Consider the following 17,163-nt stretch of genomic DNA (forward strand, 5'->3'; position numbering starts at 1 on the left):
GCTCACCGCGCCCCGCCCGGATGGCCCGCGCCGGGCCGCCGGCCACCGGCCGGGGCGCCGCAGAGGGATCTCCTCGGCTCGGCTACTCTCGGCGCCACTGACGTTCGTTCCGCCGTCCGGGCCCATCGCGTCCGAACCGCCATCGGGGAGACGCCGAAGCATGACTGCGCCACCATCACCGCCCGGGGCGGAGCGTACTGACGGATCGTCCGTCCCGATCGGCGCCCTCGTTCCGCTGACCCGGCCCGGCTGGGTCGAGGCGGGCCGGCACCTGCTCGCCGGTCTCGAACTGGCCGTGCGCGAGGTCAACGACGCCGGCGGGATCGGCGGAAGGCCACTCGAGCTGGTGGTCCGGGACACCGCGGCCGATCCGCAGCGGGCCGCGGCGGCCGTGGACGAACTGGCCCGCCTGGGCGTGGCCGCCGTGGTGGGCGAGTACCACAGCGTCGTCGCTCGCGCCGCTGCCGCCAGGGCCGCCGCCCTGGGTCTGCCGTTCCTGTGCTCGTCAGCGGTTCTCGACGCGCTCACCGAACAGCCGACGCAATGGGTGGCACGCATCGCTCCGGCACAGTCCCACGGCTGGCAGATCTACGCGGACTTCCTCGTCGGCGCCGGCCACGGCCGAATCGCCGTGGCGACCCAGCCGAGCGTCTACTGGGCATCCGGGACCCGCATCCTGCGCGAGTACCTCGCTCCGCGCGGCGGCACCGTCGTCGAACTCGACGTGAGCGACCTCGACGCCTCCGCGGTGTGCGACTCTCTCGTCGACCACCGGGCAACGGCCCTCCTCCTCCTGGTCGGCCACCCGGAGCCGGCCGTGCCGATCGTCAAGGCCGTCCGCAGTGACCGGCGCCTCGCCACGGTCATGATCGGTGCACCCGCCGGGCAACCGGAGTTCCCCGAGTGGTTGGCGCTGCTGGGCGGCGACGGCGCCGCGATCCCGTTCCTGCGCTACCTGCCGGAACGCCTCGGCCCGCTCGGGGAACGCGTCGGGACGGCCCTGCGCGAGCGGCTGGGCCAGGCACCCTCCTTCGTCGCCTTCGAGGGGTACGACACGGTCGTCGTCCTCGCCGACGTGCTGCGTACCCGGGCCGGTGAGGACCCGGCGCGCGCGGGCGAACCCTGGCCGCGGGTCGCGGTCGAAGGCACCCGCGGGCAGATCCGGTTCTCCCGCACGCCGGGCATCGGCGTCTGGCAGTGGACCTGGGCTCCGACCCAGGTCGTGGACCGGGACCCGGCGGAACCCGGTCGCTTCCGCGTCCTCCACACCGGGTGAGCGGTCGCGGCACCCGCGCGCGCGGGTGCCCGGGACGTGAACACCTCCTGGTGACGCGGGGCGCTGCCGGATAGCCTCCGCTTGATCATCCGCACCGTTCCAGGGGGCCGACCATGTCGAGACGCGTTGCACGACGGACTTCCGGCTTGCCGGCGCTCGTGGCCGTCACCACGCTGGCCGTCGCCGGCTGCGGCGCGAACCCCTCGAAGCCCGCGTCCGCGCCCACTCCGTCGGCACCCGCCGCCGCGTCCCCTTCGGCCCCGTCCCCTTCCGCCGCGGCTTCCGTGAGCCGCCCGTTGACCGCCGAACAGCTGGTGGCGGCCGCGCTGCCGACCGAGGAGGGCTCGGACTCCTACGGGCACCCCGTCGCCGTCCGCGAGTCCCGGGTCAAGGACCGGAAGTCCGAGGCCTCCGACCCCGCGTGCGCACGGATGCTGGAAGCCGCCGATGCCCGGCGGCCCTCCCGCCCGTCCCCGGTCGTGGCCGTGCAGACGTTCAACTGGAAGGACGACGCCAACGGTGGCAACTCCACCCTCGCCTCGTACGGGAACTCCGGCGCAGTGGCGGTGTTCGCCGAGGTCCGCGAGGGTCTGAGCACCTGCCGGCACTTCGAGAGCCCGGGCCCGAGCACGACCTACGAGGGCACGGTCACGGTCGGCCAGGCCCCTCAGATCGGTGACGAGGCAGTGCAGTTCGAGATCACCGCCCCGAGCGAGACGGGCCCGCACGTCACCCAGTACACGGTGGTCCGAACCGGGAGCGTCATCGCCACGTTCACCAAGCTGTCGGTCGGCGGCCGTGACGTACGCGCCTTCCCGCCCGCCATGATCGCCCAGCAGATCTCCCTCCTCCAGCAGGCACAGAGCCGGGTCAAGCTGGAGACCACCTAGGTCGTCTCTTTCGGATCTTGTCGGCCGAGCATGCGGCGTCCGGTGCCGTACCCGGCAAGGCGGAGGGGCGCCCTGCGTACTGGACGTACTCGGGTGTCCCGACAACGCGGCCGGGTGCGGTGCCGGGCGTCGCGGGCCCGGCAAGATCCGAAAGAGACGGCCTAGCCGGCGGTGGCCGGTCCCAGGGCCTGTTCCAGGGCTTCCAGGACGGTGTTGGCGAACAGCTCGGCCTTGTAGCCGGTCTGAGGCAGCGGGCGGCAGCGGGCGTGGACCGTGGCCGCGGCCGCGGCGAGGGCCTCGGGCGTGGCTTCGCGGCCGATCAGGGCGGCCTCCACCTCCGTGAGCCGCAGCGGTACGCGGGCCACCCCGCCCGCCGCGACGGCCGCGTGCGTGACGGTGGAGCCGTCGAGCACCAGCCGGGCGGTGGCCTCGACCAGCGGCCATTCGGCATGGGCCCGGCTGATGGCCCGGTGGCAGGCGGCGCGTTCGCCGGGCCAGGGCGCGGGCAGGTGGACCGAGGTCAGGATGCGGTCCGGCGGCAGGAGGTGGTCGGCGCGGGAGAGCCGGTCGCCCTCGCCGTACAGGTCGGCCACGCCGCGCGGGGATTCGCCGTGGATGTGGGCCTGGGCGTCGTAGGTGAGCAGGGCCATCGCGAGGGTGGACGGGTGCGGTGCGATGCAGGGGCCGTCGCCGCTGACCACGCCGAAGTGGTGGTCGCCCTGGCGCGCGGGGCAGCCGGGGCCGCCCTTCTGGAGGCAGCTGAAATGGGGATTGCGGTAGTACCAGCAGCGGTTGCGCTGCAGCAGGTTGCCGCCGATGGTGCCGGCGGCGCGGATCTGCGGAGTGGCCGCGCTCCCGGCCGCCAGGGCCAGGGCCGGCCAGCCGGCGCGCACGTGCGGATCGGCGGCCAGCTCGGCGAGGGTCGTCAGGGCGCCGATCTGCAGCCCGCCGCCGGGCAGCGGCGTGCAGCCGCGCAGGTGGGCGGCGCCGCCGAGGTCGGTGAACGGTCCCGGGGAGATGCCGCTGCGCCGGCGGGCGGTGGTGTCGGTGCCACCGGCGCGCAGCTCCCCGCCGCGGGCCAGTACGGCGGCCGAGAGGTCGGTGAGGGCGGTCTCGGTGCTCACGTGCCCAGTCCTTCCAGGAGCCGGTCGGGGCGGATGGGCATGTCGTACGGACGCCAGCCGGTGGCGTCGTGGACGGCGTTGGCCAGGCAGGCGGCCGTGGGCAGGGTCGCGATCTCGCCGAGGCCGACTCCGCCGCCCGGAACGTGCTCGAAACCCTCCTGGTGGAAGTGGACGGTGATCTCCGGGGTGTCCCCGATGCCGGGGATGCGGTAGTCCTCGAGGTTCTCGGTCAGCACCCGCCCGGTGGCCGGGTCGGTGCGCCGCTCCTCGTACAGGGCGTAGCCGATGCCCTGCACGACGGCGCCCTCGCACTGACTGCGGGCGAGGCGGTCCTCGTGGATCCGGCCCGCGGCGATACCGCTCCACACGCTCAGCGGGCGGACCCGGCCGAGCCGGGTGTCCACCTCGACCTCGGCGACCTGCACCGATCCGGTGAAGCCGCGGCCGATCGCGATACCGCCCATGGTGAAGGGCGTGACGAAGCCCCGCCGGTCCCGGGGGCGCCGGCCGGTCGCGCGTACGCCGTGCGCCATGGCCAGCCGGGCGGCGACGTCATTGCCGCCGAGCGCGTCGCGCAGCCGGGCGGCGGCGTCCGCGGCGGCGGGCACGAGGGAGGGTGTGGTGCGGCTGCCGCCGGAGGTGGGGCCGTGCACGGCGTCGCTGTGGCCGACTTCGGCACGCACCCTGTCCTCCGGCAGGCCGAGTCCCGCGGCGACGGCGCGGCGCAGGACGGTGCGCGAGCCCGTGCCCATGTCCTGTACGGCGCACCGGGCGACGACGATCCCGTCCTCGACGGCGAGTTCGACCTCGGTGACGGGGTCGAGGAAGTACATCCAGTTGGCCGCCGCGACGCCGACGCCCCGGCGGAACCGGCCGGTGCCGCCGCGGGGGCCCGACCAGACCGGGAGCGCGGCGGCCCGCTCGTAGAGGGCGTGCCGCTTGGGGTTGCCGTCCCAGCGGCGGCGCAGGGCGATCGGGTCCTCGCCGAGCCGGTGGGCCATCTCGTCGACGGCCTGCTCCAGGGCCCAGCACATGGTGGGTCCGCCGGGGCCGCGGAACGGGGCGCCCGGCGGACGGTGGGTGACGGTGTCGAAGTCGCGGAGCCGGCGCGGGGCCTTGCCGTACATGAACCGGGCCAGTGCCGCCACGGTGCCGCCGACCGAGATCCCGCCGTCGTTGTCCGCGTCCATGGCGAGCGCGCTCAGCTCGCCGGCCTCGTCCGCGACCATCGCCAGCCGGATCCGGGTGCCGGGCCGGTATCCGCCGTCGGTGAGTTCCTCGTCCCGGTCCAGCACCACCCGCACCGGGGCGCCGTGCAGCCGGGCCAGCTCGACCGCGGCGACGACGTCCGAGGTCAGCCCCATCTTGCAGCCGAATCCGCCGCCTACGTGGACGGCCCGTGCCACCACTCGTTCGACGGGCACGCCGAAGCGTTCGGCGGCGAGCTCGGCCGTGCGTTTCACGGACTGGGTGGACACATCCAGGTGAAGGGTGCCGTCGACCCACTGGGCCAGGCAGGCGTGCGGTTCGAGCGGGGTGTGTGTCTGCGCGGCGGTGGTGTAGACGCCTTCCACGACCCGCTCGGGGGTGCGGCTGCGGGCCTCGGTGATGCGGCGCACGGCCGCGGCGGGGCGCTTGCTCATGGCGGACGGGCCCCGGAGGTTGCCGCGCCAGCGGGCGGGCACGAGCTGGGGCGTCTCGCCGGAGCCCGGTGCGCGTTTGCGTGCCGCCTTGTCCTCGTACACCAACGGGCCATCGCCCGTTCGGGCCTGACGTGCGTCCAGGGCCGCGGGGAGGACCTCGTAGTCGACCGTGACCCGTGCGGCGGCCGCCCGTGCGGAAGCCCGGTCCGGCGCCGCGACCGCGGCCACCGGCTGCCCGACGTACCGCACGACGCCGTCCGGGGGCAGCAGCGGTACCAGGGGCAGGTCCCCGGCTTCGAGGGAGCGTACGTGCGCATGCGCGTGCGGCGAGCGGATGATCACCCCTTCCAGCAGTCCCCCGGGCCGCAGGTCCGTGGTGTAGCGGGCCGATCCGTCGGTCTTCTGCGGAGCCTCGGTGCGCGGGACGGCCGGCGCCTGTCCTCCGGCCGGGGCCGTGTCGTAGTCACCCGCGCAAGCCGCGGCCACCGCGGCGAGGATCCCCTCGTACGCACCGCACCGGCACAGGTGGCCGGCGAGCGCGGCCGCGATCGGCTCCCGTCCGGGCCGGGTTCGGCCGTGGGCGGCCCGCCACCGCTCGAAGAACGCCGCCGCGGCGACCACGAACCCCGGGGTGCAGTAGCCGCACTGGAGGGCGTCCTCGCCGGCGAAGGCGCGTCCGACCGGGTGACCGGACAGGCCCTCCACGGTCGTCACCCGCCGGCCGGCGAGCGCGACCGCCGGGGTCAGGCAGGACACCCGGGGTTCGCCGTCGACCTGGATCGTGCAGGCCCCGCACACCCCGCCCGCGCAGACCAGTTTGGTGCCGGTCAGGTCCAGCCGGTCCCGGAGCACGTCCACCGCGGCCGGGTCGTCTTCCACGTCCACCGCGTGCCGGGTGCCATTGACCTCGAACTCCACGACACGTTCTCCTCACCGCGGGGTGGCGTCCGTGGGACCTCGCGCCAGGCCGTCTCTTTCGGATCCCGCCCTCATGCACCTTCATATCCCGCTCGCGGCTCCGGCGCAGGTCGGCGCTCCCGCGCCGACCGGGCGGGAGCGGCTAGGCGCGCGCGGCTCGCCGTACGGTCATGACGGTTCGTCCCGCGGGGCGGGTGGGTTACGGTCCGTTACCTGATCCTCGCGTCACGTGGACGTCCGACCAGCTCCCCCGGAGACCACCGTGTCCCAGTTTTCCCGTCCCGCTCGCACCCGGCGAATCCGGGCGGCCGCCGTGGCCGTGGCCTTGCTGGGTCTGCTGCTCGCCCCGGCCGCCGTGCCCTCGGCCGCAGCCCCGCGCCTCCCGGCCGGTCCCGGTCCCGGTTCCGCTGCCGCGGCGCCGCCGGTGGCACCGGGCGGGACCGCCGCGCTGACCGGGTACGCGATCCGGTCGGCAGCCGAGGTGCCCGATACGGCGGCGGCCGTGTCCACGCCCGGCTACGCGACGACCGGCTGGCACCGGGCCGGGCCCCGCTCCACGGTGCTCGCCGCGCTGGTCGCCGACGGCACGCACCCGGACCCGTTCTACTCCACCGACCAACAGCGCATCCCTCGCCGTGACTTCGCCGGTCCGTGGTGGTACCGCAGCGACTTCACGCTCCCCGACGCCTCCGCGCGAACGTCGCTGGACTTCAGCGGGGTGGTCTCCGCGGCGGACGTGTACGTGAACGGCCGACGGGTCGCGTCGGCGGCCGAGGTGGCCGGTGTGTACACGCGCCACGAGCTCGACATCACCGGTCTGGTGCGGGCCGGCACCAATACGGTCGCCTTCCGGATCCAGCCCAACGATCCGCGCAAACACCTCACGCTGGGCTGGCTGGACTGGCTTCAGCCGCCGCCCGACGCCAACATGGGCATCGTCCGTGATGTCCTGGTGCGCCGCCGGGGGCCGGTTTCGCTGCACGACGCCCACGTCGTGACCGGCCTGGACGTGGCGTCCCCGGCGTCGGGCCCGGCCGAGCTGACCGTGAAGGCGCGGGTCCGCAACGACTCGCGGGAGGCGGTGACCGCGACCGTCACCGCCGCCATCGGCGGGAGCGGGACCGGCGCGGGCGGGACCGGCGCGGGCGGAATCGTGCTGCGCGAGGAGGTCACGCTGCGCGCCGGGGAAACCCGTGCGCTCGTCTTCGCCCCGGACCGCCACCGGCAACTGCGCCTGCAGCGGCCCGCTCTGTGGTGGCCCGCCGGCATGGGACCGCAGAACCTCTACGCACTCCGCCTGACGGCGACGGTGGCCGGCACCCGCTCGGACTCCGCCCGCCACTCCTTCGGCATCCGTGACGTGCGGGCGCCCCTCGACTCCGCCGGCGCCCGCCAGTACTCGATCAATGGCCGCCCCCTGCTGATCCGGGGTGCCGGCTGGTCGGCCGACGAGCTGCTGCGCTGGGACACCATGGCCGCGGAGGACCGGATCAAGGCCGCGCTCGACGCGGGTCTGAACGCGTTCCGCCTCGAAGGCCACATCGAACCGGACGAGTTCTTCGACCTGGCCGACCGGCACGGCATGCTGGTGCTGCCCGGCTGGGAGTGCTGCGACAAATGGGAGGGGCCGGTCAACCCCACCGGCTCGGGCGAGAAGTGGAACGCCGCCGACCGCCTCACCGCCCGGGCCTCCATGGCCGCCGAGGCCGCCCGGCTGCGCGACCATCCCAGCGTCCTGTCCTTCCTCATCGGCAGCGACTTCGCTCCCGACGCCGGGACCGAGCGGGACTACCTCGAGGCCCTGCGCGCCGCCGACTGGCCCACCCCTGTGGTTCCGGCCGCCTCCGCCGTCACGACGCCGCTGAGCGGCCCGTCGGGCATGCGGATGACCGGCCCGTACGACTGGGTCCCGCCCTCGTACTGGTACGACAAGCGCGAAGGCGGCGCGACGGGCTTCAACTCCGAGACGAGCGCCGGGCCCTCGATCCCCACGCTCGACACCCTGCGCCGCACGCTCTCCCCGGCGGAACTCGAGACCTTGTGGACATCGCCCGCCGCCCCGCAATACCACCGTTCCCCTTCCCGCACCTTCAGCACGCTGAGGCTGTTCAACGAGGCCCTCACGCGACGCTACGGCGCGCCGCGCAGCCTGCGGGACTACGTGGCCAAGGCGCAGCTCGGCCAGTACGAGAACGTCCGCGCCCAGTTCGAGGCCTACGCCCGCAACGCCAACGACGCCACCGCCCCCTCGACGGGGCTCGTCTACTGGATGTTCAACAGCGGCTGGACCTCCCTGCACTGGCAGCTCGTCGACCGCTACCTCGACCTGGGCGGCGCCTACTACGGCGCGAGGAAGGCCAACGAACCCCTGCACGTCCAGTACTCCTACGACGACCGGACCGTGGCCGTCATCAACCGCCGGGCGGCCGCCGTTTCCGGACTCACCGCCCGGGTCACCCTCTTCGGCACCGACGGGACCTCCCTCTACGACCGCACCGTGCGCGGGCTGCGGGTGGGCGGTAACGGCGCGCGGACCACCGCGCTGACCGTTCCTGCTGTTCCGGCCTCCGCGGACCGACGGGATGCCACGTACCTCGTCCGGCTCACGCTCACCGACAGCGCCGGCCGCGAGGTCAGCCGCAACGTCTACTGGCTCTCCACCCGACCCGACGTCCTGGACTACGGCGCCAGCGACTGGTACCACACCCCCACGACCGCCTACGGCGACCTCACCGGCCTGAGCTCCCTCGCGGCCGCCACGGTGACCGCGACCGCCCGTACGACGCGTCATGCCGGCTCGGTGTCCACCACCACGGTCACCGTCCGCAACGCCGGCCGCGGGAGCACGCCCGCGCTGCTGACCGATCTCCATCTCGTCGACGGCCGGGACGAACCAGTACTACCGGTCCGCTGGAACGACAATCAGATCAGCCTGTGGCCGGGTGAGAGTGCCGTCCTGACGGCCCATCACCGGACGGCCGACGCAGCCGGTCCGCCGCTGCGGGTACGGATCTCGGGCTGGAACACACCCACCACCCACATCACCCCGCGCTCCCCCTGACGCCCGGCGGCCCGAGCCGGTTCTCCCCCGCGATATTCGCTTGCGCACCCTCCCCGGCTCGGGCCAACGTCGGTCGGCCGACACCGAACGAAGGCTGAGCCGATGACCACCGAACCTCCTCACCCCGTAGACCACGAACTCGTCCGGGCCGCTACGCACGTCGCGCGCACCCGGTGCCAGGGCGACAACCACACCGTGGCCGCCGCGGCCCGCGCCCGGGACGGCCGGATCATCACCGCGGTGAACGCCTACCACTTCACCGGCGGCCCCTGCGCCGAGCTGGTCCTCATCGGCACCGCGGCCACCCAGGGCGCGTACGTACTCGACACGATCGTCGCCGTGGGCGACCGCGACCGGGGGATCCTTCCCCCGTGCGGCCGATGCCGACAGGTCCTCCTCGACTACTTCCCCGCCATCGAGGTCATCGTCGGCCCGGACGACCGCCCCCGTACCCTCCCCGTCTCCGGCCTGCTCCCCGAGAGCTACGTCTGGGCCGACCACCAACTCGACTCGGCATGACTGCCGTCCGAAAGGATCCGGACATGAACGACGCCCCCTTCGACGCCTTGCTCTGCGACTTCGACGGGGTCCTGCGCCTGTGGGATCCCGACGGGATGACCGCGCTCGACCGGAAGGCCGGACTGGCCGAGGGCACTCTCGCGTCGGCCGCCTTCCGCCCCGAGCTCGTGGACGCCGCCGTCACGGGACGGATCAGCGACGAGCAGTGGCGCCGGCGCGTCGCCGAGGACCTCGCCGAAGTCTGCGGATCACCGGCCCGCGCTCAGGATCTCGTCGGCGGCTGGTCGTCCCTGACCGGCCGCGTCGATGCCGCGGTCCTGGAACTGCTGACCGCGATACGCGGCCGGGTACCGGTCGTTCTGGTGTCGAACGCGACCACGCGGCTTGAGACGGACCTCGCCGCGCTGGGGCTGGCCGACGCGTTCGACGCGGTCGTCAACAGTTCCCGCGCCGGGGTGGCCAAACCCGACCACCGGGTCTTCGAAGCCGCGGCGCAGGCGGTGGGAGTGCCGCTGCGGCGCTGCCTGTTCATCGACGACACGCCCGGCCACGTCGCCGCGGCGCGGGCGGCCGGGCTGACCGCGATCCACTACCGGCACGTCGATCAACTGCGGGATGCGACCGCGGCGCTGCGACGGTGACCAGGAATGCGACCGGGGAAACGGGAAGGATCATTTGATCGGAAGTCTCGTACAGTGCGGTGATGTCGACTGTACGAGCAATGACCGAAGCCGATGTCGCGGCTGTCTCGGAGATACGGGTGACCGGCTGGCAGGCCGCGTACGCCGGGATCCTGCCCCGGTCCTACCTCGCCCGTATGACGGTCGAAGCGGATGCGCACCAGCGCCGGCAGTACTTCACGAAGCCGGACAAGGCCGCGATCGACCTGGTGGCGGTGGACGCCTGCGGCGCAGTGGTGGGTTGGGCCTGCCTCGGGCCCTCCTCCACGGCCGGGGGTGAGCTCTACGCGCTGTACGTCCAGCCCTCGCTCATCGGCTCCGGCATCGGCGCCATGCTCCTCCGGGCCGTGCACGCCGCAGCTCTGGCACGTGGCTTCGGCTCCGTCCTGCTGTGGGTACTCACCGACAACGCCGGGGCGCGCCGGTTCTACGAACGCGCCGGCTACGTCGCCGACGGCGCCGTCCAGGCCGACGACTACGACGGAGTGTCCATCACCGAGGTCCGGTACCGGATCACCTTGTAGCGGCGTACGACGGGAAGTACGCGGTGCTGGCCGGATTTGCGGCTGGACAGTCGGCGGGACCCGCCGGAGCATGGCGCGCAGGTGCGAGGCCTTTCCAGCGGAAGGACCGTCAGGATGAACGTGGACGACGGCAAATCGGGCGGCCGGCGGCCTTGGCAGCGGTCACCCGCGAACGGAAACGGCAACCCGGGACAGGTGGGTCCCGGAGGTTCCGGTGCGCCGCGAGGACTCCCCCACGAACCGATTCCCCCCGGCGCGCGGATGCCGGACGCCGTGCGGAGCCTTCGTGTGCTGATGATGGTCGTGGGCGGGATGGAGGCCCTCCTGGGAATCGCCCTGGTGACCAACAGCGTGGCCGTCGCCGAATCCATCTGGGGCGACGGCGACGCCTCCACCCCGTGTTGCACCACGCCGGGCGAGGACCACGCGGGGATGGTGGTGTTCGCCGGCCTGCTCGTCCTCGGGGTCTGCGCGTGGGGTGTCACCACCGCCCTCAAGTTCCCCACGCGCCAGCAGAACCTGCGGGTGTCCGCCCTCGTCTTCGGGTGGACGGCGCTGCCGTTCAGCTGGGCCTTCTTCCAGGTGATCCCCCTGCTGGGGTTCGCCTGGCTGGTGCCGGCGATCCTGGGCATCGTCCGCCCCAACCAGCCGGAAAGCCGCGCCTGGTTCAACCATCGGCCCCTGTGACACGAGGAGGCGGCGCGATCGGCCTGCGCCGCTCGTACGGCTCGGCCGGATCAGCCCGGGCCCCGGCCGTCGTCACCGAGCCCCGGGGCAGGGGGCCGGTGAGGTAGTGCTGGATGGTGGGGGCGATCAGGTCGGCGACGGCGTGAGCGGGGAGGTCCGCGATGGTGCCGACCTGCCGGATGCAGCGGTTCATGACCATGCCGGCGATCTGGGTGGAGACGAGGCTGGCCCGCAGGTTGCGTTCGGCGTCGGGCAGGCTGCGGGAGACGACGGCCACGGGTTCCTGGGCGGCGGTGAGGATGCTGGAGCGCAGGACCTCGGCAGGTACGGGGTCCTCCCACAGGCTCGGGGCGGCCCGCACGCAGGCGTGCCCCCGGCGTTCCATGGGCGACACGCTCACCGCAGCCCTCGGGCACCCGTCGACAACGTGCTCCACCTCGCCGCCGCACGCCTCGCCCGCCGCACGCAGCGGTGAACACGTTCGGCATCTGGTCAGTCACCCGGCGTCAGATCTATCGTGGGGCGATGACGGCACACAGCCCGGGGGCGCCCGGGGGCGTGGAGCGGGGCGGGTCGGGGACGACGGACGTGGTGCTGCGGGCGGGCGGCGACTCCTGGCTCACCGTGCCGCGCTCGCTGGGGAGCGCCGCGCTGACCGCGCTCGGTACGGGCCTGCTCGGGATCGCCCTCGTCCTGCCGGTGGCGGTGTTCGTGCTCTTCTCCGGCGCCGGCTGGGCCGCGGTGGGGGTGGTGGCCCTCTGGATGGTGTCCGCAGCCGTCGCTGCGGGCTTCGCGGGCGCACTGGCCGCGGCCTGCTTCCAGGTGTATCGGATCAGGTTCTCCGCCGCGGGCGATCCCCCCGGGGTGTGCCTGGTGCGCGGCCTGGGGAGCGGTCCGTGGCGGCCGATGGAGGAGCCGGACCGCCTGCGCCTGGAGCAGGAGATCGATGAGCCGTACGCCGGGGACCCCCTTCCCGCCACCCGCGTCCTCACGCTGCGCCTGATCCGGGACGACTCCGACGTCTGCCGGGCGGTCCTCCCGCCGGACACCGACGCCCGGCAGCTCCTCGCCGCTCTGGAACAGGCCCTCGGCCCGGCCGTCCTGCTCGAACTCCACGTCAAGCGCACCACCCGCCCCGCGCCCCGGCGCCACCCTCGCAAACGCGGCCGGGGCGGCCCGTCCGGCATCGGCATCAGCGGCGCCGGGGGCTACAGCTGCGGGAGCGGAGGCGGATGCGGCGGGGGCGGGGGCGGGGGCGGGGGCGGCTAGGCCGCCTATTTCAGATCATCGGATCGCTGGTTGATGTGCGTCGTTGGCTGACGCGCAGTGGGCGCGGATCGAGCCGTTACAAGAAGCGGCGCAGCGGCCGGACCGAGAGTTCCCGGGCGCGCTGGAGGACGGAGCGGCGGCGCCAGCGGCCCGGAGCGATGCGCGTGCCGGCCCGGAGGTCATCGTCGTAGTGCTCGTCCAGGGTGCGGGTGACGGCCGGGTCCATGACGGCCAGCATGACCTCCTCGTCGTGGTCGAGGGAGCGGCGGTTGAAGTTCGTCGAGCCGATGAGGGAGACCACCCCGTCCATCGTCATGATCTTGGCGTGCATCATCGTCGGCTGGTACTGGTGGATGCGCACCCCGGCGGCGGTGAGCGCCTCGTAGTGGTGCTGCCCCGCCAGTTGGCACACCCGCTTGTCGGTGTGCGGGCCGGGCAGCAGGATCTCCACGGTCACGCCCCGCCGGGCGGTGGCGGACAGCAGCTCGACGAAGTAGTCGTCGGGGGCGAAGTACGCGGTCGCCAGGCGCACGCGCTCCTCGGCCGATTCCAGGACGACCCGCATCAGCGTCTGCATGTCCTGCCATCCGAAGGCGGCCGAGCCGCGCACCACCTGGACGACGGCGGAGCCGGCCGGCTCGTGGTTCACGAACCGGTCGCGGTCGTCGAAGAGTTCGGGATGGCATTCGGCCCAGTTCTGGGCGAACGCCGCCGCGATCCCGTCGACGGCCGGCCCGCGCACCTCCGCATGCGTGTCACGCCACTCGTGCGGGTTGCGGGCGTCGCCGCACCACTCCTCGGCTATGCCGACGCCGCCCGTGAAGGCGGTCCGCTCGTCGACGACGAGGACCTTGCGGTGGCAGCGGTGGTTCTGCTTGAGCGGAGAGAGGAAGACGGGTCTGCGGAACCATGCGACGTCCACCCCGGCCGTGCTCATCCGGTCCAGCAGGTCCCGCTCGATCAGGCGGCTGCCGAAGCCGTCCAGCAGCAGCCGTACGCGCACGCCGTCGCGGGCCCGCTCGGCCAAGGCCTCGGCGAACCGGCGGGCGATGTCGCCCTTCCAGTAGACGAACGTCATCATGTCGATGGTGTGCCGGGCGGAGGAGATGGCGTCGAGCATCGCGGCGAAGATCTCGTCGCCGTTGCGCAACGGACGTACGGAGTTCCCCTCGGTCGCCGCGATGCCGATGAGGCGTTCCAGGCGGCGGCGGATGCGGTGGATGCGCTCGTCGGCCCGGTCGGCGGCGTCGGCCGTGGTGGTGACGGTGTCGTCGGTGGTGGTCATGACGTGGCTCCTCGGGCAGGGGTGGACGGGGCGGGCCAGGACGTGTCGGCGGCGGAGCACGACACGTCGCCCGTACGGAGGCCGGCGCGTCCCGGTCGGGTGCGGTCATACGAGCTCCCCCTCCCGCCCCGACCGGTGTCGGGGTGTTCGACGTCCGTGTGGCCGCAATCCCGGACCTCAAACCGGTAGGGCTGTCACACCGGCCGGGAGACTCACGGGGAGTGGGGCGCGCCGTCGAGCGGGACGACGACCTCGATGCGTTTGCCGCCGTGCGCGGCAGGGGTGATCCGCACGCTGCGTGTGAGGCGGTGTATCAGCAGCCACCCGTAACCGCCCTGGCCCGTCACCGCGCCGACGGGACGGGAAGGCGGGGACGCGGGAGCGGTGCTGACGGCGTCCGTGACGGCGATCCGCAGACCGGTCCCGCCGACGCACAGGGAGGCCTCGAAGCCGAGCAGCCCGCCGCCGTGCCGGATGGCGTTCGTGACCAGCTCCGAGGTCACCAGCAGGGCGTCGGTGAGGAGTACCTCCACGTCGGCGGTGCCGACCCGCACGACGGCGGAGGACCTCAGCAGGGCCCGTACGCGGTCGCGCGCCTGCATGGCGGTGCGCGGCGCGCCCGGGCTCGCCCTGACGCCGCTCGCATCGGCGTGGTCCAGCACCCTTCACCTCCTCACGGGAACGCCGTTCACCCCTGTCGGGGCGGGACGATCATGACAGTGCCCTCGGCCACGCTGGGCGCGGTGGCGAAGGCCAGATCCGCACCGGTGAGCTCCAGCAGCCGGGCCAGACGGCTCGGCACGGTCCCCGCCAGGACCACCGGCCGGTCCAGCGCGGGCTGCAGCATGACGCTGAGCGCGGTCGAGTCCACGAACGTCACTCCGGCGACGTCCAGGACGAACCGGGCCACGCCGGGCGTCGCCGGATCCATGGCGGTCCGCAGATCGGCCACGTTGTCCATGTCGAACTCACCCGCCATCACGATGATGCGTACGTCCCCGTCGGAGCGGGTTTCTACGCGACTGCGCACCTCGGCGTTGTGTGTGTCCATGCTGCTCACGTCCGTCTTCCCCACTCTTTCCGTTCGCATTCCCGAACCATTGCGTCATGTCGCCGTCACGGCCACCGGCCCGGCCATCGGCCTCACCGTGCGCGGGGGAGCTTGACCACGGTGACGAAGAAGTCGTCGATCTGCTGGATCGCCCGGATGAACTGGTCGAGGTCCACCGGCTTCGTCACGTAGGCATTGGCGTGCAGCTTGTAGCTGCGCAGGATGTCCTCCTCGGCCGCCGAGGTGGTGAGCACGACCACCGGGATGTGGTTCAGCTCCGGGTCCGTTTTGATCCGCTCCAGGACCTGCCGTCCGTCGTACTTCGGCAGGTTCAGGTCGAGCAGGATCAGGTCCGGGCGCGGCGCGTCGGCGTGCTCGCCGCGGCGGTACAGGAAGTCGAGGGCCTCCAGGCCGTCCCGCACGACGTGCAGCACGTTCCCGATCTTGTTGTCCTCGAAGGCCTCTCGGGTCATCAGCTCGTCGCCCGCGTCGTCCTCGACCAGCAGGACTTCGGCGGGGGTGGCCTGGGGCCGGTCTGCGGGAGTGCTCATCGGAGGGTTCCTTCGGTGGGTACGGGAGCGGGCGGCTCGGTGTCGGCGCCGGACACCGCGGCCCCGGCCGCGCCGGGGGTGGCGGTATCGGGGGCGGTGGTGGGTACAGCGGCGACGACGGGCAGGGTGAAGACGATCCGGGTGCCTTCCCGGTGCTCGGTGTCGATCCGGATGCGCCCGCCCGCGTGCTCGACGATCTTCTTGCAGAGCGAGAGGCCGATACCGGTGCCGCCGTAGGTCTCGCGGCCGTGCAGCCGCTGGAAGATGACGAAGACCTTCTCGGCGAACTCGGCCGGTACTCCGATGCCGTTGTCGGTGACGGTGAAGGTGTGGAATCCCGGCTCCGCGTCGGGGCCGTCGGGGTCGTCGGCCACGGCCACCTCGACGCGCGGAGCGCGGTCGGGAGAGCGGAACTTGACGGCGTTGCCCACCAGGTTCTGCCACAGCATCGTCAGGAGCGTCGGGTCGCCCACCACGTCCGGGAGCCGCTCGGGCCGGGTGATCTCCGCGCCGCTCTCCTCCACGGCGGCGGACAGGTTGCGCAGCGCCCGGTCCAGGGGGCCGTCCATCGCGACCGTCTCGCGCGCGTCCTGGACCCGGCCCACCCGGGAGAAGGTCAGCAGGTCGTTGATGAGCACCTGCATCCGCTTGGCGCCGTCGACGGCGAAGCCGATGTACTGGGTGCCGCGCTCGTCGAGCTGGTCCCCGTACCGCTTCTCCAGCAGCTGGCAGAAGGAGGCCACCTTGCGCAGCGGCTCCTGCAGGTCGTGCGAGGCGACGTACGCGAACTGCTCCAGCTCCGCATTGGAACGGCGCAGCTCCACCGCCTGCGCGTCCAGTTCGGCGGCGATGCGGTCGAGCCGCTCGCCATTGCGCCGCGACGCCTTCAGTTCGGCCACGGTCCGGTGCCGCATGGCCTCCACCGCCCGGGCCAGGGCACGTAGATCGGAGGGGCCGCGCAGGGGGATCTCCTCCTCGAAGGCCCCGTCGGCGACTCGCCGGGAGGCGGTCCGCATCAGGCCGAGCGGCCGCAGCACGCCCACGTGGAGCAGCACGGCGAGGGCGGAGCCGGCCAGCAGGAAGGCTACGACGATTGCCAGCAGGATGTGGTCGCGCTGCGAACGGGCTTCACCGAAGGTGGTACGGGCATCGGCCTGGATACGGTCCAGATGTGCCTGCTGGGCGGCGATCCGACGACGGACCTCGTCGAAGCGGTCCTTGCCGGCCTGGAGGGACGGCGGGGCGGCGCCGTTCTCCACGGAGGCGATGGCAGGGGTCGCGAACTGCTCGCGCCAGGTCCGGGCGGCCTCCTGCACGGCCGCGAGGTCCTCGCGCGTGCCGTTTTCGCCGTCGAGGACCGCCGCCAGGTGCTGGGCCGCCGCGGTCTCGTTGGCCAGGCCGCGCTCGTACGGCTCCAGCAGCGCGGGCTCGTCGGCGAGCATGTAGCCGCGGACCCCGGTCTCCTGGTCCAGCAGCGCCGTCTCCAGCCGCAGGGCGTCGCGCTGGGCGGGCAGGATCCCGTCGACGAGCCGGTTTCCGGCCGTCGTGGTGTGGGACAGGAGGGCCGCGCCGAGCGCGCCCGTGCCGACGACCATGAGGGCGAGCACGACCAGCACGCCGGTCAGCCAGGCCTGGAGGCTCGGCCCGTGGCGGTCCGGAGCCCGCCCCTGGGGCGTTTCGGGAGG

General features: G+C 73.3%; 16 protein-coding genes. 8 read left to right on the top strand and 8 right to left on the bottom strand.

What is annotated here, in order from left to right; all coding sequences use genetic code 11:
• The first annotated feature begins 160 nt into the window (after window positions 1-160).
• Together ACXNSR_RS00775 and ACXNSR_RS00780 are read left to right on the top strand one after the other, a co-directional pair.
• A complete protein-coding gene (locus tag ACXNSR_RS00775) occupies window positions 161-1,276 on the top strand; it encodes an ABC transporter substrate-binding protein (protein WP_458640176.1) in 1,116 nt (371 codons plus the stop codon).
• A gap of 146 nt (window positions 1,277-1,422) precedes the next feature.
• Window positions 1,423-2,166 carry a hypothetical protein gene (locus tag ACXNSR_RS00780; RefSeq protein WP_458640177.1) on the top strand — a complete coding sequence of 248 codons (744 nt, stop codon included), beginning with the start codon at window positions 1,423-1,425 and terminating at the stop codon, window positions 2,164-2,166.
• 161 nt (window positions 2,167-2,327) lie between these two features.
• Here the strand turns inward: ACXNSR_RS00780 and ACXNSR_RS00785 are convergent, their stop codons facing one another.
• Together ACXNSR_RS00785 and ACXNSR_RS00790 are read right to left on the bottom strand one after the other, a co-directional pair.
• Window positions 2,328-3,290 carry an FAD binding domain-containing protein gene (locus ACXNSR_RS00785; RefSeq protein ID WP_458640178.1) on the bottom strand — a complete coding sequence of 321 codons (963 nt, stop codon included), beginning with the start codon at window positions 3,288-3,290 and terminating at the stop codon, window positions 2,328-2,330.
• Window positions 3,287-5,851: a molybdopterin-dependent oxidoreductase gene (locus tag ACXNSR_RS00790; protein ID WP_458640179.1), complete on the bottom strand. Its 2,565-nt coding sequence runs from the start codon at window positions 5,849-5,851 to the stop codon at window positions 3,287-3,289. Before ACXNSR_RS00790 ends, ACXNSR_RS00785 begins: the two co-directional genes overlap by 4 nt.
• Before the next feature lie 262 nt (window positions 5,852-6,113).
• Between ACXNSR_RS00790 and ACXNSR_RS00795 the strand changes: the two genes are divergently transcribed.
• The 5 genes from ACXNSR_RS00795 to ACXNSR_RS00815 all read left to right on the top strand — a co-directional run bounded on the left by ACXNSR_RS00795 (window position 6,114) and on the right by ACXNSR_RS00815 (window position 11,322).
• Window positions 6,114-8,912, top strand: coding sequence for a glycoside hydrolase family 2 protein (locus ACXNSR_RS00795; RefSeq protein WP_458640180.1), 2,799 nt, complete (start codon window positions 6,114-6,116; stop codon window positions 8,910-8,912).
• A gap of 102 nt (window positions 8,913-9,014) precedes the next feature.
• Window positions 9,015-9,431, top strand: a complete 417-nt coding sequence (locus ACXNSR_RS00800; RefSeq protein WP_458640181.1) for a cytidine deaminase family protein — start codon at window positions 9,015-9,017, stop codon at window positions 9,429-9,431.
• Window positions 9,432-9,454: 23 nt separating this feature from the next.
• Complete coding sequence (locus ACXNSR_RS00805) at window positions 9,455-10,072, top strand: HAD family hydrolase (RefSeq protein WP_458640182.1); 618 nt, start codon at window positions 9,455-9,457, stop codon at window positions 10,070-10,072.
• A gap of 62 nt (window positions 10,073-10,134) precedes the next feature.
• Complete coding sequence (locus tag ACXNSR_RS00810) at window positions 10,135-10,635, top strand: N-acetyltransferase family protein (protein ID WP_458640183.1); 501 nt, start codon at window positions 10,135-10,137, stop codon at window positions 10,633-10,635.
• Window positions 10,636-10,908: 273 nt separating this feature from the next.
• Window positions 10,909-11,322, top strand: coding sequence for a hypothetical protein (locus ACXNSR_RS00815; protein ID WP_458640184.1), 414 nt, complete (start codon window positions 10,909-10,911; stop codon window positions 11,320-11,322).
• Here ACXNSR_RS00815 and ACXNSR_RS00820 read toward each other — a convergent pair.
• Window positions 11,303-11,707: a TetR/AcrR family transcriptional regulator gene (locus ACXNSR_RS00820; RefSeq protein ID WP_458640185.1), complete on the bottom strand. Its 405-nt coding sequence runs from the start codon at window positions 11,705-11,707 to the stop codon at window positions 11,303-11,305. The two genes, ACXNSR_RS00815 and ACXNSR_RS00820, sit on opposite strands and share 20 nt — an antisense overlap.
• 140 nt (window positions 11,708-11,847) lie before the next feature.
• Here ACXNSR_RS00820 and ACXNSR_RS00825 point away from each other — a divergent pair, with 140 nt between their 5' ends.
• A complete protein-coding gene (locus ACXNSR_RS00825; RefSeq protein ID WP_458640186.1) occupies window positions 11,848-12,591 on the top strand; it encodes a hypothetical protein in 744 nt (247 codons plus the stop codon).
• Window positions 12,592-12,667: 76 nt separating this feature from the next.
• Here ACXNSR_RS00825 and ACXNSR_RS00830 read toward each other — a convergent pair whose 3' ends face one another.
• The 5 genes from ACXNSR_RS00830 to ACXNSR_RS00850 all read right to left on the bottom strand — a co-directional run bounded on the left by ACXNSR_RS00830 (window position 12,668) and on the right by ACXNSR_RS00850 (window position 17,073).
• Entirely contained in the window at window positions 12,668-13,876 is a 1,209-nt protein-coding gene (locus ACXNSR_RS00830; protein ID WP_458640187.1) for a phospholipase D-like domain-containing protein, read from the bottom strand.
• A gap of 212 nt (window positions 13,877-14,088) precedes the next feature.
• On the bottom strand, window positions 14,089-14,538 hold the full coding sequence (locus tag ACXNSR_RS00835; RefSeq protein WP_458640188.1) for an ATP-binding protein: 450 nt from the start codon (window positions 14,536-14,538) through the stop codon (window positions 14,089-14,091).
• A gap of 26 nt (window positions 14,539-14,564) precedes the next feature.
• Window positions 14,565-14,927 carry an STAS domain-containing protein gene (locus ACXNSR_RS00840; RefSeq protein WP_458640189.1) on the bottom strand — a complete coding sequence of 121 codons (363 nt, stop codon included), beginning with the start codon at window positions 14,925-14,927 and terminating at the stop codon, window positions 14,565-14,567.
• A 92-nt stretch (window positions 14,928-15,019) separates the two neighbouring features.
• Complete coding sequence (locus ACXNSR_RS00845; protein ID WP_458640190.1) at window positions 15,020-15,478, bottom strand: response regulator; 459 nt, start codon at window positions 15,476-15,478, stop codon at window positions 15,020-15,022.
• A complete protein-coding gene (locus tag ACXNSR_RS00850) occupies window positions 15,475-17,073 on the bottom strand; it encodes a sensor histidine kinase (RefSeq protein WP_458643518.1) in 1,599 nt (532 codons plus the stop codon). Before ACXNSR_RS00850 ends, ACXNSR_RS00845 begins: the two co-directional genes overlap by 4 nt.
• Window positions 17,074-17,163: the final 90 nt, after the last annotated feature.

It is taken from the genome of Streptomyces sp. NC-S4 (assembly GCF_054353315.1).

Coding starts and splice junctions, on each gene's coding strand:
- ACXNSR_RS00820 (WP_458640185.1), bottom strand. CDS start 11,707: ATGGAACGCCGGGGGCACGCCTGCGTGCGGGCCGCCCCGAGCCTGTGG.
- ACXNSR_RS00805 (WP_458640182.1), top strand. CDS start 9,455: ATGAACGACGCCCCCTTCGACGCCTTGCTCTGCGACTTCGACGGGGTC.
- ACXNSR_RS00840 (WP_458640189.1), bottom strand. CDS start 14,927: ATGGACACACACAACGCCGAGGTGCGCAGTCGCGTAGAAACCCGCTCC.
- ACXNSR_RS00845 (WP_458640190.1), bottom strand. CDS start 15,478: ATGAGCACTCCCGCAGACCGGCCCCAGGCCACCCCCGCCGAAGTCCTG.
- ACXNSR_RS00850 (WP_458643518.1), bottom strand. CDS start 17,073: ATGGTCGTCGGCACGGGCGCGCTCGGCGCGGCCCTCCTGTCCCACACC.
- ACXNSR_RS00800 (WP_458640181.1), top strand. CDS start 9,015: ATGACCACCGAACCTCCTCACCCCGTAGACCACGAACTCGTCCGGGCC.
- ACXNSR_RS00825 (WP_458640186.1), top strand. CDS start 11,848: ATGACGGCACACAGCCCGGGGGCGCCCGGGGGCGTGGAGCGGGGCGGG.
- ACXNSR_RS00810 (WP_458640183.1), top strand. CDS start 10,135: ATGTCGACTGTACGAGCAATGACCGAAGCCGATGTCGCGGCTGTCTCG.
- ACXNSR_RS00775 (WP_458640176.1), top strand. CDS start 161: ATGACTGCGCCACCATCACCGCCCGGGGCGGAGCGTACTGACGGATCG.
- ACXNSR_RS00830 (WP_458640187.1), bottom strand. CDS start 13,876: ATGACCACCACCGACGACACCGTCACCACCACGGCCGACGCCGCCGAC.